Annotated in this window: 12 protein-coding genes; 3 read left to right on the top strand and 9 right to left on the bottom strand. The window is 65.6% G+C overall.

Annotated elements, in window-relative coordinates; translation table 11 throughout:
• Positions 1 to 12: 12 nt before the first annotated feature.
• On the bottom strand, positions 13 to 1,869 hold the full coding sequence (gene lepA / locus ACTJK0_RS09505) for a translation elongation factor 4 (protein WP_440744982.1): 1,857 nt from the start codon (positions 1,867 to 1,869) through the stop codon (positions 13 to 15).
• Between the two features lie 175 nt (positions 1,870 to 2,044).
• On the opposite strand from lepA, the gene ACTJK0_RS09500 reads away from it, so the two are divergent.
• On the top strand, positions 2,045 to 2,596 hold the full coding sequence (locus tag ACTJK0_RS09500; protein WP_440744981.1) for a type II toxin-antitoxin system PemK/MazF family toxin: 552 nt from the start codon (positions 2,045 to 2,047) through the stop codon (positions 2,594 to 2,596).
• A gap of 169 nt (positions 2,597 to 2,765) precedes the next feature.
• Positions 2,766 to 3,026, top strand: a complete 261-nt coding sequence (rpsT, locus tag ACTJK0_RS09495; protein WP_043454339.1) for a 30S ribosomal protein S20 — start codon at positions 2,766 to 2,768, stop codon at positions 3,024 to 3,026.
• A 195-nt stretch (positions 3,027 to 3,221) separates the two neighbouring features.
• Here the strand turns inward: rpsT and holA are convergent, their stop codons facing one another.
• From holA to ACTJK0_RS09480, 3 genes are read right to left on the bottom strand one after another with little or no spacing between them, the layout of a single operon-like run.
• On the bottom strand, positions 3,222 to 4,238 hold the full coding sequence (holA, locus tag ACTJK0_RS09490; RefSeq protein WP_110542951.1) for a DNA polymerase III subunit delta: 1,017 nt from the start codon (positions 4,236 to 4,238) through the stop codon (positions 3,222 to 3,224).
• Complete coding sequence (locus ACTJK0_RS09485) at positions 4,148 to 6,310, bottom strand: ComEC/Rec2 family competence protein (protein WP_440744980.1); 2,163 nt, start codon at positions 6,308 to 6,310, stop codon at positions 4,148 to 4,150. Before ACTJK0_RS09485 ends, holA begins: the two co-directional genes overlap by 91 nt.
• Positions 6,311 to 6,321: 11 nt before the next feature.
• On the bottom strand, positions 6,322 to 7,074 hold the full coding sequence (locus ACTJK0_RS09480; protein ID WP_440744979.1) for a ComEA family DNA-binding protein: 753 nt from the start codon (positions 7,072 to 7,074) through the stop codon (positions 6,322 to 6,324).
• Positions 7,075 to 8,113: 1,039 nt separating this feature from the next.
• Here ACTJK0_RS09480 and srmL point away from each other — a divergent pair.
• A complete protein-coding gene (gene srmL, locus ACTJK0_RS09475; RefSeq protein WP_440744978.1) occupies positions 8,114 to 9,112 on the top strand; it encodes a PheS-related mystery ligase SrmL in 999 nt (332 codons plus the stop codon).
• Positions 9,113 to 9,398: 286 nt separating this feature from the next.
• Here srmL and ACTJK0_RS09470 read toward each other — a convergent pair whose 3' ends face one another.
• The 5 genes from ACTJK0_RS09470 to ACTJK0_RS09450 form a co-directional block, all read right to left on the bottom strand.
• Positions 9,399 to 9,962: a dihydrofolate reductase family protein gene (locus ACTJK0_RS09470; protein WP_110542947.1), complete on the bottom strand. Its 564-nt coding sequence runs from the start codon at positions 9,960 to 9,962 to the stop codon at positions 9,399 to 9,401.
• Positions 9,963 to 10,058: 96 nt separating this feature from the next.
• On the bottom strand, positions 10,059 to 10,931 hold the full coding sequence (locus ACTJK0_RS09465; RefSeq protein ID WP_440744977.1) for a DegV family protein: 873 nt from the start codon (positions 10,929 to 10,931) through the stop codon (positions 10,059 to 10,061).
• Between the two features lie 196 nt (positions 10,932 to 11,127).
• On the bottom strand, positions 11,128 to 13,653 hold the full coding sequence (gene leuS / locus ACTJK0_RS09460) for a leucine--tRNA ligase (protein ID WP_440744976.1): 2,526 nt from the start codon (positions 13,651 to 13,653) through the stop codon (positions 11,128 to 11,130).
• A 356-nt stretch (positions 13,654 to 14,009) separates the two neighbouring features.
• A complete protein-coding gene (glpK, locus tag ACTJK0_RS09455; RefSeq protein WP_440744975.1) occupies positions 14,010 to 15,524 on the bottom strand; it encodes a glycerol kinase GlpK in 1,515 nt (504 codons plus the stop codon).
• Positions 15,525 to 15,563: 39 nt separating this feature from the next.
• Complete coding sequence (locus tag ACTJK0_RS09450) at positions 15,564 to 16,313, bottom strand: MIP/aquaporin family protein (RefSeq protein WP_110542943.1); 750 nt, start codon at positions 16,311 to 16,313, stop codon at positions 15,564 to 15,566.
• Positions 16,314 to 16,375: the final 62 nt, after the last annotated feature.

The following is a 16,375-nucleotide window of genomic DNA, read 5'->3' as shown; positions in this document are numbered from 1 at the left end:
GCTGGGCGGTGGTCACTTCTTCTTGGCCTTGTCCTTTGATTCGTCGGTGGTGAGGGCGGCGATGAACGCTTCCTGCGGAACCTCCACCGTTCCCACCATCTTCATGCGCTTCTTGCCTTCTTTTTGCTTCTCCAGCAGCTTGCGCTTTCGTGAGATGTCACCGCCGTAGCACTTGGCCAGCACGTCTTTGCGGATGGCCCGGATGCTTTCGCGGGCGATGATCCTGGAGCCGATGGCAGCCTGGATGGGTACCTCGAACTGCTGCCGCGGAATGAGTTCGCGGAGCTTTCCGGTCATCATCACGCCGTAGGCGTAGGCCTTGTCCCGGTGGGTGATGGCACTGAAGGCGTCCACTTGTTCGCCCTGGAGCATGATGTCGACCTTCACCAGGTCGGCAACCTGCTCGCCGTCGGCCTTCCAGTCCAGGGAGCCGTAGCCACGGGTTTTTGACTTCAGGATGTCGAAGAAGTCGAAGACGATTTCCGCCAGCGGCAGGCGGTAGCGGATTTCCACCCGGTCCTCGGAGAGGTAGTCCATGCCGCCCATCACGCCTCGGCGTGACTGGCACAGCTCCATGATGGCGCCGACGAACTCGTTGGGGGCCAGGATGGTGGCGGAGACCATAGGTTCGCGAACCTCGGCGATCTTGCCGGTGGGGTACTCGCTGGGGTTGGTCACCCGGACCACCTTCTTGTCCTCCAGGGTCACCTCGTATTCCACGTTGGGTGCCGTGGAGATGAGGTCGAGGTTGTATTCGCGTTCCAGGCGCTCGCGGGTGATCTCAAGGTGCAGCAGCCCCAGGAAGCCCACGCGGAAGCCGAAGCCCAGGGCAGCCGAGGTCTCCGGTTCGTATACCAGCGCGGCGTCGTTGAGCATGAGCTTTTCGAGGGCGTCGCGGAGTACCGGGTAGTCGGCGCCGTCCAGCGGGTACAGGCCGGAGAACACCATGGGCTTGGCATCGGCGTATCCCGGGAGCGACGCGGCGGCCGGTTTGGCGAGGTTGGTGACGGTGTCGCCTACCTTGGACTGGCGGACGTCCTTCACACCGGTGATCAGGTAGCCCACTTCGCCCACGCCAAGGCCCTTGGAGGGTGTGGGTTCCGGGGAACTGACGCCGATTTCCAGGAGTTCGTGCGAGGCCCTGGTGGACATCATCTGGATGCGTTCGCGCGGGTGGAGCATGCCGTCCACCACGCGCACATAGGTCACGACGCCGCGGTAGGTGTCGTAGACCGAGTCGAAGATCATGGCACGGGCCGGCGCATCAGGGTCGCCCTTCGGCGCGGGCAGGTCACGGACGATCTTGTCCAGGAGTGCCTCCACGCCTATGCCGGTCTTGCCGGATACGCGCAGGACGTCCTCAGGGTCGCCGCCGATCAGGCTGGCCAGCTCGGCTGCATACTTTTCGGGCTGCGCCGCCGGCAGGTCGATCTTGTTCAGCACCGGGATGATGGCCAGGTTGTTCTCCATGGCCAGGTACAGGTTTGCGAGCGTCTGGGCCTCAATGCCCTGGGCCGCGTCCACCAGCAGGATTGCGCCTTCGCATGCGGCCAGGGACCTGGACACCTCATACGTGAAGTCCACGTGTCCCGGCGTATCGATCATGTTCAGCGCATAGCTGACGCCGTCCACTTCCCAGGGCATGCGGACCGCCTGGGACTTGATGGTGATGCCGCGTTCGCGCTCAATGTCCATCCGGTCCAGGTACTGGGCCTTCATGTCGCGCGCCTGGACCACCCCCGTGGACTGCAACATCCGGTCAGCCAGGGTGGACTTGCCGTGATCGATATGCGCGATGATGCAAAAGTTCCGAATAATTGCCGGATCTGTCGCGGCGGGCACCGGTGCGGTGCGGGCCATGGGAGACACGCAGGGTCCTTACTGTTGGCTTTTCTGCAGCCATCCGCCAGGCACACGAAAGGCGCCTGCGGTCCAGCCGCACATCTTCAACGTCCAGTGTCCCACGTCCGGGACCGCACCACCGCATCCGGGCCGGGCTCCGCAGGGCATTTCCGCGGCACGCCTCCACCTATAGGCTTTCCGGATGGCCATCGACTTCCGTTCCCTGGGGCAAGCCGTCCGACGCGGCCTCCGCCTGCTGCAGACCCGCCGCCCTGCGCGCCCTCCGGGAACCGGCAGAAGGCACAGCCCCGCCGGCACCCGCTCGGAGCCTTCCGCCGGGATTCCCTCAGGGGCCAAATATCCCGGTGACTACCGCGGGCGGGCAGTTGTCCGGTACGCGCCGCAGCCTGATGGCGATCCGGATCCCGGCGAAGTGGTGTGGGCTTGGGTTCCCTTCGAGGAGGACCACAGCCAGGGCAAAGACCGTCCCGTGCTGCTGGTGGGGCACAACGGCCCCTTCCTCCTGGGACTGATGATGACCAGCAGGGACAGAGTGCCCGCCGGCAGCAGCTCAGGGGATTACGTGGACCTCGGCTCCGGAGCCTGGGACAAACAGGGCCGGGCCAGCGAGGTGCGGCTGGACCGTGTTCTGCAGATCCGGCCGGACAGCATCCGGCGCGAGGGCGCGGTGCTGGACAAGGCCCGCTTCGGGAAAGTGGCGTCCGGACTGCGCAGGCGACACGGCTGGACCTGACGGTCCCAAATGGCCAGCGCCGCCGCTGACCTGCTATTCTTTATTGCTGTGTGTCCGTGCAGGTCGACGGTCACTGATGGTTGGCCGCCATAGGTATCCCCACGCCGCTCAGTCAAGGCCAGCCTGAAAGCCCTCTAGACCATTTCCGCATTACAAAGAGAGTTCACACGTGGCGAATATCAAGTCCCAGAAGAAGCGCATCCTGACCAACGAGAAGGCACGCCTGCGCAACAACGCAGTCAAGTCTGAGCTGAAGACGGCCATCCGCGCCGTCAACACCGCCGTTGAGTCCGCTGACAAGGAAGCTGCTACTACTGCGCTCGTTACTGCCAGCCGTAAGCTGGACAAGGCTGTCAGCAAGGGTGTTCTGCACAAGAACAACGCAGCGAACCGCAAGTCGGCGATCTCCAAGAAGGTCAACGCACTCTAAGGTTTCCAGTTCCCACGAACTGATGGTGTGGCCGGTACCGCAAGGTGCCGGCCACACGCTTTTAACCTCTATTCCTCGGCCGCCGGAAACCGGGTCCCGGCGGCTGGCGGCAGCACCGCCGTCGGAAGTCACGGGGCCCAGGCGGTGGAGCGCACTAAACCCCGTCAGCCCGGGACTTCGTGCTGTTTTGTGCGCCTACCTGCCCTGGACTGACATGGCGATCACGGTTACGGCATGCTCGACGGCATAAACGGGATCCCGGGAGAGGCCCTTGACCTGGGCGTCGGCCTCCGCCGTGACCTGGATGGACCGCACCAGGCCCTCCGGGGTCCAGCGCCGGACGTCCCGCTGGGCCTGCTCCACAAGCCAGGGCTGCATGCCGAGCTCCGCCGCGATCTGCGCGGATGACCCGGACGCACCTGCCACCCGCGCCACCGTCCTCAGCTTCGCAGCGAGGGCTGCCACCAGCGGTACCGGGTCGGCTCCGGTGGCCAGTGCATGGCGGAGCGTCGAGAGCGCCAGCGGGGCGTTCCCTGCCATGGCGGCGTCGGCCACTTTGAATGCCGTGGCCTCAATCCGTCCGCCGTAGTACTTGTCCACCGTCTCGGTCGTGACAGTGCTTCCGGCGTCGGCAATCAGCTGGGAGCATGCGGCGGCGAGTTCCGACAGGTCTGCTCCCACGGCATTGACCAACGCCTGGACGGCGTCCTGGTTGATCCGGCGTCCGGCTGCCTTGAACTCCGCCGCGACGAACGAGATCTTGTCCGCTTCCTTCTTCAGGGGCTGGCAGTCGACCACCGGCCAACCTGCCTTCTTGACGGCGTCGAGCAGTTTTTTCCCACGGGTTCCGCCGGCATGCCGCAACACGACGACGGCGTCCTGTTCGGGGTGCTGCAGGTAGGCGAGCGCGTCTGCGAGGAAGGCGTCGTTCATTCCTTCCACGGCTTCCACTTCGATGAGTTTGCTCTCGCCGAACAAAGACGGGCTCACCTGCATTGTCAGTGTGCCTGGTTCATATGCCGCGGCGTTGATGCGGCTCAGCTCAACGTCCGGTTCGGCTGCCCTGACTTGCGACCGGATCCGGTCCATGGCCCTGATGCCGAGATACTCTTCCGGCCCGCTCACCAGGACGATCGATGCCGGCGCTGCGTCCCGCCAGGAGGCGGTATTCGATGCCGGGGAGCGGGTTGCTCGCTTTTGCGCAGCGGCCATCGACGGTTCCTTTCGGAGGTTTTATTGCAGTATCCCAGCCTGCCATGTCCGGAGCCCGGGTCCAAGCTGCGGTGATCGCGTATACGGCGCATCACCACTTCCAGCACCTCGATCAGGGCCACTGTACGGGCGTGTATGTTCCGGACTTTGCGGACCACCTGCAGCGGATGGGCCACCGCCCAGAGAGCGGCCAAGCTTAAGGCCGATAGCAAGACCATGGACAGCAGACCTGGGACTCCTTCGGGCCACGGAAGGGCGGAGCCCGGCAGCATGGCGGCGAACCTGGCCGTAGCGGCGATGCAGGCGGCACAGGTTCCGGCCACCACCATCAATACGGTGGCCGCCCATGGCAGCATGACCACCAAAGGCACGGCAGCGGTTCCAAGAAGGGTCACCGGGGCGACAAAAGGCGATACGGCCACATTGGCCAGCAGCGAGTATGTTGCGAACTGGGGTTGCAGGAGGACGATGGCGGGCCCGCACAGCAACTGTGCGGACAGGGGGACGGCGACCGCGGCAGCGAGCCATCGCGGCACTGCCTCAGGGATCCAGACGATGATCGGCCGCCCCAGGAGGATGATGCCCAACGTGGCCAGGACGGACAGCAGGAAGCCGAAGCTTGTGCCCAGGGACGGCTCGATTAGCAGCAGACCGATGACGGCCAGGCACAGGAAACTCAGGCCACGTCCCGTCCGTCCGCCGGCCAGCGAAGCAACGCCGATGGCGCCCATGAGTGCAGCCCGCAGGACACTGGCATCAGGTCCCACCAGGACCACGAACAGGGCCAGGCCGGCGAGGGCCGCGGCCGCAGCAGGCAGCCGTGGCAACCGGAACCGGCGGCAGAGAAGCAGTAACGCGCCCAGAACCAGGCTGCAGTTTGCCCCGCTGACCGCTGTCAGGTGGGTCATGCCCACGGCCTTCATGGCATTGACCAGTCCCTCGTCAAGAGTGCCCGTGTCGCCGGTGACCATTCCGGGCAGGAGCCCGCGGGCGTCTGATGGCAGGAATGCTGCAGCTGCTACGAACCGGGCGCGAAGTTCCCGTGCCGCTTCCTCCAGTGGAGAGCCGCCCGTGGCCATGCCGGGAGCCGTGGAGGCGGCCAGATTCGCTGCCTCCGGTTCTCCAGGGTCCGGAGTCCGCAATTTACCAGTGGCACGCAGCGTCTGTCCCGGCAGCACGGCACCCCAGCCCTGGCCGCCCATGACCTTCAGCCGGGCCCGGGTCCGGAGCAGGACACCCCCGGTGGACACTTCACGGGTCCACACCGGCACGGACCAGCGTTCCGCCGTTGCTCCGGCCCCGCCGACCGCCCTCGGACTACCGGCCACCTCGACGATGGCGACGACTGTCCTTCCACCGGCGGCGGCCTCCGCAAGGGGGCCGTCAAAGCGTTGGCTTGATGCCGTCGCGGAGTGCGCTGCGGTGGCTGCTGCCAATACCAGGGAAACGCCCAGTGCGGCGGTCATGGTCCGCCTCCCCGACGCGCGGGGCGCGCTGGAGCGACGCTTGACGGGATTGGGCTTTCGCCTCGGGACACAGTTAGCCGCCCACACCAGACACAGGCCGCCGAGCCCTGCCAGCACGCAGCAGAGGACCGCAAGCTCCCGGGGTGGCAGCCAGAGCCCGGCTACCGAGGCGCCCCACACCAGGGCCGCAGGGAGGGCGAGCCGAAGGTCAACGCGGCGCCGTGGGCCTTGGGCACTGCACTGGGCGTCTGCCTTGGCCTTGCAGCTGTCCGCAATCCGGTTGCGGACCCCGCCCATGGAGCGCGCGAAGGAGCCCCGCAGGACTTCCACTTCCCGCGGTACGCGGCGCCGGCCCGACGGCACCGCCGGCATTCGCGGTCCGAAAGGTGTTGGCGAAGGGGGCACGCTCACTGCAGGGGCGCTGGTTGCTGGCAGGATCCGCGTGTCCGCAGCAGGACGCGGGTCAGACTGCTGCCCCGTGCCGCCGCCCTGCACTGCGGATTCAACGAACCGGTTCCAGGCGCTGGGACGCGTGCCCTTTGCGGCCATGATCGGCTGCTCCCCTCCCCTGTCCGCCGTCCGGCGTCCCCTGAAGACTGTGGCCACGTTGATGCGCCCTACACCGTCACCAGCGGCAACAGGGCCTCGAGCATTTTCGGCCCAACCCCATCCACTGCATCCAGCTCTTCGACGCTCTTGAAAGGACCGTGTTCCTTGCGCCAGTCGATAATCCGCTGGGCAAGTACCGGCCCGACCTTTGGAAGTGTGTCCAGCATGGCAACATCGGCGGTGTTCAGGTTCACCTTCCCGCCCGGCGTACCGGCAGCCGCTCCCTGGGACCCGGTACCGTCCCCGCCACTGGCCGCAGCTTCAGAAGCGTTCGGCGCGGCAAGAGGTTCTCCCTGCAGCGGCACTTGGATCTTTTGTCCGTCCTCCACAACCAGTGCGAGGTTCAGGCGGTTGGCGTCTGCCTCTGTCGTTGCACCGCCCGCAGCAGCAATCGCGTCCTCGACGCGGCTTCCCTGCTGAAGCCGGACTACTCCGGGTTTGGCCACGGCTCCGGCCACATGGACCACCACCGTGCCCGGAGGGCCGGACTCCGCGGGACGTAGGCCTGCAGGTGCCGGATGTTCTTCGGCTCCGTCCGGAAGGTTGTACCGGCCCTGTTTACCGTCAGTTGTCCCGGAACTTACGCCCGAAAGGGGCAGGACGTCCGGCGCCGCAGAGGCTGACTGCCACCAGAACCAGGCGCAGGCGGCTGCAGCCACGGTAGCGAGCAGCAGGGCAACCCGTAACCCCACGCGCCAGCGCAGGGCAGGCCCGATACCGGAAGTCGCTTCCGCACCATCTGGAGGCTCGCTTGCTTCCACAAACCCCCTGTACTCAAACCCGTCCAGGCCAAGACCGTTCTTCGGATCACCCGGCCCTGCCTCACCTAGTGCAGCCTGGAGCCTTGCCCTCACGTGGCGCGCCTGCTGACCCGTTGTTGCAGCGTCCCGGCGTGACATAACTACACCCTAGGAACCGTGCCCGTTATCCAGCAGACGCCAAAGCCCCTATGTGGAAAGCTGGCTGCCGAGAACCGCTTATTCGACGCCCCGGTTTGTCAACGGTAGTTCGCCCGGGGCCCGAGTGTTTCGAGGCAGTGATGCAGGTGTAGGAAGTCGTCAAGGCGTCTGCCACTTCGTCTTTTCCGGCGGACGGACAGCAGCAACCAGCACGTGCATGGCGTCGCCCCTTCTCCCTGCCTGTTGACCCAGCGGTTACGCTCACCTTATGAGGCGTCGGGGATTGATCATTCTTGCTGCTGTCCTATTAGTTGCGGCAGTTGTTGGAATTAGTCTGCGGGCCTCTTGGCCAAGTGCGTGTCCGGCCATTGGATACGCGTACAGCGGGGACGTCGAGCTTGTTTTCTCCTCACCACCCCAGACGGTCGAGGCGTGCATCGGCAAGGGGTGTACGCCTGTGGCGGTTATCAGAAACGGCGAGGGAAGATGGCTCGTCCCGCAATCCGCCCCGTATCTAACTGCACGCGCCAGCGTCACCTCAATCCATGTGAGGGCAGCAGCTTCGTCCGGCAGCGGGGTAGCGGAAGAGCTACCGATAAAGACCAGGTCGACAGGAGAAAGTCCTTACGGCCCTGCATGCGGCGGTCCGTTTGAGTTCGAGCCAGTGCAGGTGACTTTCAGCTGACGGGTCCCGGTTGCCGCGCGGTTATCGACCAGCCCGACGAACCTCGTCGTTCGACATCCGGCTGGGTGTATAGTCTCCCCATGCATTGTTGGCGTCGATTTACTAGCCCCCGACCGGTTTCCGGTCGCGAGGGCTTATTGGCGCGCGCCTAGGTCCTGGCGCAGGAACTGAGTCGGGGGTGAAAGACCACCACTCTCATTTCCAAGAAGGACCACCATGCCCAACTACCTCAGCACCGCCGAACTCAATGACGCCCTGACCGTCCGGGATCTCTCCGATCCGAACCAGGGACCCCATGCCATGCAGCCGCTCCTGCAAAGCGTCATTCACGCACTCTCCAGCCGATGGGATGTGCCGCACCGGATTATCCGCCACAGCCCCCTGGTCAGCATCGCCGACAACTACGACCACCTGGGCTTCAACGCATCCCACGTGAGCAGGGACCAAAGATACACCCGATACGTCAGTCCGACGGTGATGCTGCGCAGCCACACCTCGGCCGCCATCCCGTCAGTGCTGCGGGCGCTGGAGCATGGCACATCCCTGGACGAGCTCTGGGCCATTCCCGGACTGGTATACCGGCGCGATGTGATTGACCGCACCCATGTGGGAACACCGCATCAAGTCGATCTGTGGCGCGTCAGTTCACGGACAACGCTCAACGCCGGCGACCTCCAAAAGATGATCGCGTCCCTTGTCGAAGCAGTACTTCCCGGTGCCCAGTGGCGTGCAGTCCCGGCAGTGCACCCATACACGGTGGAGGGTTTACAGATTGACGTCCTCTTGGACGGGGAATGGCTTGAGCTCGCCGAATACGGGCTCATGACGCCGCACCTATTCTCGCAGGCCGGACTCGATCCGTCTGCCTGGTCCGTGCTGGCTCTAGGCATGGGACTGGACCGCGCCCTGATGCTGCGCAAAGGCATCCCCGACATCCGGCTGCTCCGTTCCATGGACGAACGCATCGAGCGGCAGATGATGAACCTGGAACCCTGGCGACCGGTTTCCCAGATGCCGCCCATCCGACGGGACATATCAGTTGTCGTTCCGGAGGATCTGGAAGCGGAATTGCTGGGCGACCGGGTCCGGAGAGCGCTGAACGGGCAGGCAGACGACCTGAAAGCGTCGAACTGCTGGCACTCACTCCCCGGGCGGACCTTCCGGTGTCAGCGCGCGAACGGCTCCAGATACGCGAAGGACAGGCCAACGCGCTGATACGGCTCGTGCTCCGGCCCCTCACCAAAACGATGACCGATCAGCAGGCCAACCGGATCCGGGACGATGTCTACGTTGCGCTGCATGAAGGACCGGTCCAGGAGCTCATTGCAGGATAGGGCTGTTCCGTTGCCGCCACTCCCCCGGTCAAGGAGCTCCTGGCCTTCCCTCCAATAATGCTGGATCGGCCCAGCTCGGGTGGCTTGCGAGTTGGCCATGAACCAACTGCTCTTGGTCCGCAGCAGCAAGGAGCCGTCATCGCCGGCTCTTACCGCAGTAGGACGCCTCAGCGCCTCGTCCGGTATCTGGTGAGAACCACACCGGCGGGGAACATCCGCGTCTCCACCAGGTCCAGGTTCACCCAGGTGTCCAAGCCGGTGAAGAACGGCGTGCCTCCGCCTGTCAGGACCGGATGGGTGACCAGCGCATATTCATCGATCAGGCCTGCCCGCATGGCTGCCCGGGCGAGCGTTGCGCCGCCGATGCTCATCGGGCCACCTTCCCCGGTCTTGAGCCTGCTGATCTCCGCGATCGCGTCGCCAGTGACCAGCCGCGTGTTCCAATCGACCCTGTCGATCGTCGATGAGAACACCACCTTCGGTGTGTCCCGCCAGTTTCGTGCAAACTCGATCTGTGCCGCGGTGGCGTCAAGCTGCTGGTCACCGGTGGGCCAGTAGGAGCTCATCGTCTCCCACAGCTTGCGCCCGTACAGCGACAGGTTGTTCGCCTGCTCCTGCTCCAGCCACCACTGAAACAGTTCTTCGCTGGGCGCGCTCCAGCCAATGTCGTCATCCGCCGCGGCGATGTACCCGTCCACAGACAGGTTCATGCTGTAAATCAGTTTCCGCATGGCACCAGCCTCCCACCGGCCGGTCCCCAGCGTACAGACCTGGTGCGACGCCGGATACGCATCGGAGGAGCCTCTGTCCACCGATGCCCTCCTGGCTTATGCGTGTGTACCGCCGGGGAGGTCGGGGCTCCTGCCCACAATGACCGCGAGGACGCCGAGCCCGGCGTGCGCTGCCAGGACGGCAGGCAGGGAACTGATCTGGGCCGGCGGGCATTCCGGCAGGGCCGCTTCCAGCCGCGCCGCCAGGCTCTCCGCTTCCTCCGGATTCCCGAAGTGGTGGACAGCGAGGGTCACGGCCTCGTCCGGCAGCGGCGCCGCGTGGGCCACCACGATTTCCTCAAGGCGCGCGACGGCCCTGGCCGCCGAACGTACCTTTTCCAGCGGAACGATCCTGCCGCCGTCGACCGCCAGGATGGGTTTTATGGCCAGCATGGTGCCCAGCAGCGACGCGGCGGCGCCGATCCTTCCGCCCCGCCGCAACTGCTCGAGGCTGGGCACGTAGAAGAAGACCTTGGTGCGTGCGGCCTGTTCGGCTGCTGCTGCCGCCACGGCAACCCGGCCGGCGCCGGCCGCCGATGCCTCCACTGCTGCCTGCACTGCCAGGCCCTGGGCCATGCCGACGGTCCGGGTGTCCACGACGTCAACCGGAATTCCCACCTTGGCCGCCGCCAGTCTCGCAGCGTCGGCCGTACCGGAAAGCTCACCGGATATGTGAACCGAAACAATCCCCTCGAATCCACGCAGCTCAGCAGCACGGTAGGCCTGCTCAAACTGCCCGGGTGAAGGCCTGGACGTCTTGACCGGCGTCCCGGCGGCCAGGGCCACGGCGATGGTCGCCAGGATGTCATCTTCGCCCTCGCCATAGATTTCCGGCCCCACCATGACGGGCATGGGCGTTACGGTCAGGAGACCGTCCCGGGGAAGTCCGCGGAGATACTCCGCCGGCAGGGCTGCTGCGGAGTCGGTCACGACGGCGGTGNCGGAGCCCCCGTCCGCCGGGTCCCCGGCCGGGTCGCGGGACGGAGCCCCGACAACCGCGCACGGACCCACGGCCAGGCGGCGGCGTTACTCTCAGGCAAGGGGCCTCCTGGATACGGTGTCCGGCTCAGGCAGCACCGGCCGCCGGAAAATGTCCGGCGGCCGGTGGATACTGCGGGTGCAGCAATTACGCCGGAACGATGTTGACCAGCTTAGGCGCACGGACGATGACAGTCCGGATGCCCCGGCCGTCCAGGGCGCGCTGGACATTTTCCGACGCCAGCGCGAGCCCGCGCAGCTGATCCTCGGAAACGTCCGGGGACACCTCCAGCCGGTCACGGACCTTGCCCTGCACCTGGACGACGGCGGTGACCGTGTCCTGGACCAGGAGGGCCGGATCGTGGGCAGGCCAGCCTGCGTTGGCGACGGATGCCGGGTGGCCCAGCAGATTCCACATGTCCTCCGCCGTGTACGGCGCGAACAGGCTGAGGATCACTGCCACAGCTTCGGCGGCCTCGCGCACGGCCGGGTCGGCGGCGCCGGCCCCGGAATCGATGGCTTTGCGCGTGGCGTTGACCAGTTCCATCAGCTTGGCGACCACCACGTTGAACTTGTTGGCGTCCAGGAGCTCTGCGGCATCGGCAATGGTGCGGTGCGTCACCGAACGCAGGGCACGGTCACCGGCTGCCGCGTGCACGCCGGGCTCGCTGGTGACGTCCTGGGCGAGGCGCCAGGCGCGGGCCAGGAACTTGGCCGAACCCGACGGCGACACGTCAGCCCAGTCCACGTCGTCCTCCGGCGGGGAGGCGAACACCATGGTCAGCCGGACAGCGTCCACGCCGTACTTGTCGAGCTGTTCGCCGAGGTCCACGCCGTTGCCCAGCGACTTGCTCATGGCCTTGCCGCCGTTGAGCACCTGCCCCTGGTTGAGGAGGGCACTGAAGGGTTCGTCGGCGTCGATCATGCCGAGGTCGTGGATGACCTTGGTGAAGAAGCGGGCGTACAGCAGGTGGAGGATGGCGTGCTCCACGCCGCCGACGTACTGGCCAACGGGCATCCAGTCGTTGATCTTCTGCGGATCGAAGGGCCCCTCGGTGAAGTGGGGCGACACGAAGCGCAGGAAGTACCAGGACGAGTCCACGAAGGTGTCCATGGTGTCGGTGTCGCGCTTGGCCGGGCCATGGCAGGAGGGGCATTCAACATTGACCCACGCTTCGGCGGCGGCCAGCGGTGAGGTGCCCTTCGGAGCCAGGTCCTCACCGCGGAGGTCCGACGGCAGCGTCACCGGCAGCTGCTCGTCCGGAACGGGCACTTCGCCGCAGGACGGGCAGTGGATGATGGGAATGGGGGTACCCCAGAACCGCTGGCGGCTCAGCAGCCAGTCACGGAGCCGGAAGTTGACGAACTTCTCACCGGTGCCCTGGCGCTCCAGGATGGCGATGGCGGCGGGAATGGCCTCGGCCTTGGGCAGGCCGTCCAGCTCTCCGGAGTTGATCAGGGTGCCCTCCCCCGCCGTCGCCGTGCCTGATACGGCGGGATCCTCTTCGCCGGTGTCCAGGACAGCCCGGACCGGCAGGTCGAATGCGCGGGCAAAGTCGAGGTCGCGCTGGTCGTGGGCCGGGACGGCCATGATGGCGCCCGTACCGTAGTCAGCAAGGACGTAGTCGGCGGCCCACACGGGCAGCTTCTCCCCGTTCAGCGGGTTGATGGCGTAGCGGCCGGTGAATACGCCGGTCTTTTCGCGCTCGGTGGACTGGCGTTCGATCTCGGACAGCGCCTTGACCCGTTCGCGGTATTCGTCCAGGGCGGCGGCATGTTCATCCGTGACGAGTTCGACGGCGAGCGGCGCGTCGGCGGCCACCACGAAGAAGGTTGCCCCGTACAGGGTGTCCGGGCGGGTGGTGAAGACCGTGACATCCTTGGCCGGCTTGCCGCCGTCGGCTTCGATGACGAAGTTGACGTGCGCGCCTTCGGAGCGGCCGATCCAGTTCTTCTGCATGGCCAGCACGCGCTCGGGCCAGTGGCCGCGGAGCTCGTCCATGTCGTCCAGCAGCCGGTCGGCATAGTCGGTGATTTTGAAGTACCACTGGTTCAGCGACTTCTTGGTTACGGTGGTGCCGCAGCGCTCGCAGGCGCCGTTGACGACCTGCTCGTTGGCCAGCACCGTCTGGTCCTTGGGGCACCAGTTCACCGGGGAGTCCTTCCGGTAGGCCAGGCCGCGCTCGTAGAAGCGCTTGAACAGCCACTGGGTCCAGCGGTAGTACTCCGGATCGGATGTGTGCAGCCGGCGCGACCAGTCGGCCGAAATGGCGTACCGCTTGAAGGAGGCAGCCTGCGTCTCGATGTTGGCGTAGGTCCACTCGCTGGGGTGGGCGTTGCGCTTGATGGCCGCGTTTTCGGCCGGCAGGCCGAAGGAGTCCCACCCGATCGGGTGCAGGACGTCGTAGCCCTTCTGGCGCAGGTAACGGGCCACCACATCACCCATGGCGAACGCCTCGGCGTGGCCCATGTGCAGGTCGCCTGACGGGTACGGGAACATGTCCAGCACGTAGCGGCGCTCCCGGGACCCATCGTCCACCGGGGTGAAGACCTTCAGGTCTTCCCACACCTGGGGCCATTTGGCCTCCATGGCGGTGAAACTGTAGGTGCCCTCTTCAGGCTCCGCCGATACTGTTGTTGCTGTTCCGGTCTCTGTCTCCGGCTGAACGCCCACTGCTGCCCTCTTCTGTTCTGTTACGGCATCTGTGCTGCCATAACGGCCTGATCCTCCTGCTGCCGGCCCGGCGCCATGCCCCGGACACACAAAAGCCCCTCGCCATGGAGGGGCTGCCGCTCAGCTGTCCAATATTCGGAGCCGGCGGCTAACTAAGCAGAAGGATCGCACGCATGGTTCTACTTTAGCGCACATGCACACCCCCTCAGCGTAAGTCGCAAATGAGCGGCTGAGGGAGTGTGCACGTGCAAAGAGGGGCCGGTGGCTCCCCGCCATGGTGTGGTGGGCACCGCGAAGCGGGCGGGCGGGAGTCACCGGCCCCTCTCAGGGGCCGCCTTCCTCAACCTAAGTTGGATCTAGCGAACGTCCTCGTCGACCCAATCCATGGACTTGGTGACGGCCTTCTTCCAGAGCCGCATCTGGCGGTCCTGTTCGGCCTTGTCCATCTGGGGTTCCCAGCGCTTGTCCTCGGACCAGTTGGCCGAGAGCTCGCCGAGGTCCTTCCAGAACCCGACCGCCAGGCCTGCCGCATACGCAGCGCCCAGTGCCGTGGTCTCGATGACCTTGGGACGGATGACCGGGACGCCCAGGATGTCCGCCTGGAACTGCATGAGGGCATCGTTGGCGACCATGCCGCCGTCGACCTTCAGCTCGCTCAGCGGCACGCCGGAGTCCGCGTTGACAGCGTCCAGTACCTCGCGGGTCTGGAAGGCGGTGGCCTCCAGCGCTGCCCGGGCGATGTGGTTCTTGTTGACGAACCGGGTGAGGCCGACGATGGCGCCGCGGGCGTCGGAGCGCCAGTAGGGCGCGAAGAGGCCGGAGAACGCCGGGACGATGTAGACGCCGCCGTTGTCCTTGACGGACGCGGCGAGGGTTTCCACCTCGGGGGCGCTGCTGATCATGCCCAGGTTGTCGCGCAGCCACTGGATGAGGGATCCGGTGACGGCGATGGACCCTTCGAGGGCATAGTGCGGCTTGGCATCGCCCAGCTTGTAGCCGACGGTGGTGAGCAGTCCGTTCTTCGAGTGGACGATTTCCTCACCGGTGTTGAAGATCAGGAAGCAGCCGGTGCCGTAGGTGTTCTTGGCCTCGCCGGTTTCGAAGGCGGCCTGCCCGAAGGTTGCTGCCTGCTGGTCACCGAGGATGCCCGCCACGGGCGTCTCGCGAAGCAGCTGGGAACCATGGACTTCGCCGTACACCTCCGAAGAGGACTTGATCTCGGGCATCATGCTGCGGGGCACGCCGAAGATGCCGAGGATTTCCTCATCCCACTGGAGGGTTTCGAGGTCCATGAACAGCGTGCGCGAGGCGTTGGTGACGTCGGTGACGTGGACGCCGCCGTCCACGCCGCCGGTCAGGTTCCACAGCACCCAGGCGTCGGTGTTGCCGAAGACAAGGTCCCCGGCCTCAGCCTTCCCGCGGGCGCCGTCGACGTTGTCCAGGATCCATTTGATCTTGGTGCCGGAGAAATAGGTGGCCAGCGGCAGGCCAACCTTCTGTTTGAAGCGGTCGGCGCCCCCGTCCCTGCCCAGCTCATCCACGATGTCCTGGGTGCGGGTGTCCTGCCACACAATGGCGTTGTAGACCGGCTTGCCCGTGGTCTTGTCCCACACCACCGCGGTTTCGCGCTGGTTGGTGATGCCCACGGCGGCGATGTCGTGGCGGGTGAGGTTCGCCTTGGAGAGCGCCGAACCGATGACCTCGCGGGTGTTGTTCCAGATTTCCGCTGCGTCGTGTTCCACCCAGCCGGCCTGCGGGAAGATCTGCTCGTGTTCCATTTGGCCTGAGGAGACAATGGCGCCGCTGTGGTCGAAGATGATGGCGCGCGTGCTGGTGGTGCCCTGGTCGATGGCGATTACGTACTGGTTCATTGTGACGTCCTTGTCTTGGAGTGATGTGGAAGGTACGGGTCAGGCTGCGGCCGTGACGATGATGGGGACAATGCGGGCCACGAGTCCGCCGAGGGCGCCGCCGATCAGCGGGCCTGCGACGGGAATCCAGGAGTAGGCCCAGTCACTGGAGCCCTTGCCCTTGATGGGAAGTACTGCGTGGGCTATGCGGGGCCCGAGGTCACGGGCCGGGTTGATGGCGTAACCGGTGGGGCCGCCGAGGGAAACACCGATGCCGACCACGAGCAGCGCGACGGCGAGCGGGCCGAGTCCCGAGGGGGTGCCGCCCAAAGTCAGGATGACGAAAACCAGAACGAAGGTGCCGATGATCTCGGTTACGAGGTTCCAGGGGGTGGAGCGGATCGCGGGGCCGGTAGAAAAAGTTCCAAGCTTGCCGGCGGGCTCGGGTTCGTCATCGAAGTGCTGCTTGTATGCCAGCCAGCAGACCACTGCGCCGAGGAAGGCGCCCACCATCTCGCCCCCGAAGTAGGTGAGGGTGGAAGCAAAATCAACGGCAACGCCGGGAGCGTATTCGGCCTTGCCGTTGAGGAGCAGGCCGAGGGTAACTGCGGGGTTCAGGTGGGCGCCCGACTTGGCAGCCACGAAGACACCGCAGAACACGGCGATACCCCATCCCCAGGTGACCATCAGGAAACCGCCGCTATTGCCTTTTGTTCCCCGCAAAGCCACATTGGCAACGACGCCGCAACCCAACAGGGTCAGCATGCCCGTGCCAAAGACTTCGGAGAGGAAGACTAATCCTAGAGACATCTTTGACTCCTTCTTTGTTTAGTTGTTGGCCCTCCGTGTGTGAAGGACCGTTGGGGCCCGGG

Source organism: Paenarthrobacter sp. 22069, assembly GCF_052046035.1.
Classification (GTDB): Bacteria; Actinomycetota; Actinomycetes; order Actinomycetales; family Micrococcaceae; genus Arthrobacter.
Note: the sequence above shows the minus strand (reverse complement) of the source record. Positions and strands in the feature narration are given on the sequence as shown.

Coding starts and splice junctions, on each gene's coding strand:
- ACTJK0_RS09500 (WP_440744981.1), top strand. CDS start 2,045: ATGGCCATCGACTTCCGTTCCCTGGGGCAAGCCGTCCGACGCGGCCTC.
- holA (WP_110542951.1), bottom strand. CDS start 4,238: ATGGCCGCTGCGCAAAAGCGAGCAACCCGCTCCCCGGCATCGAATACC.
- srmL (WP_440744978.1), top strand. CDS start 8,114: ATGCCCAACTACCTCAGCACCGCCGAACTCAATGACGCCCTGACCGTC.
- ACTJK0_RS09470 (WP_110542947.1), bottom strand. CDS start 9,962: ATGCGGAAACTGATTTACAGCATGAACCTGTCTGTGGACGGGTACATC.
- glpK (WP_440744975.1), bottom strand. CDS start 15,524: ATGAACCAGTACGTAATCGCCATCGACCAGGGCACCACCAGCACGCGC.
- ACTJK0_RS09450 (WP_110542943.1), bottom strand. CDS start 16,313: ATGTCTCTAGGATTAGTCTTCCTCTCCGAAGTCTTTGGCACGGGCATG.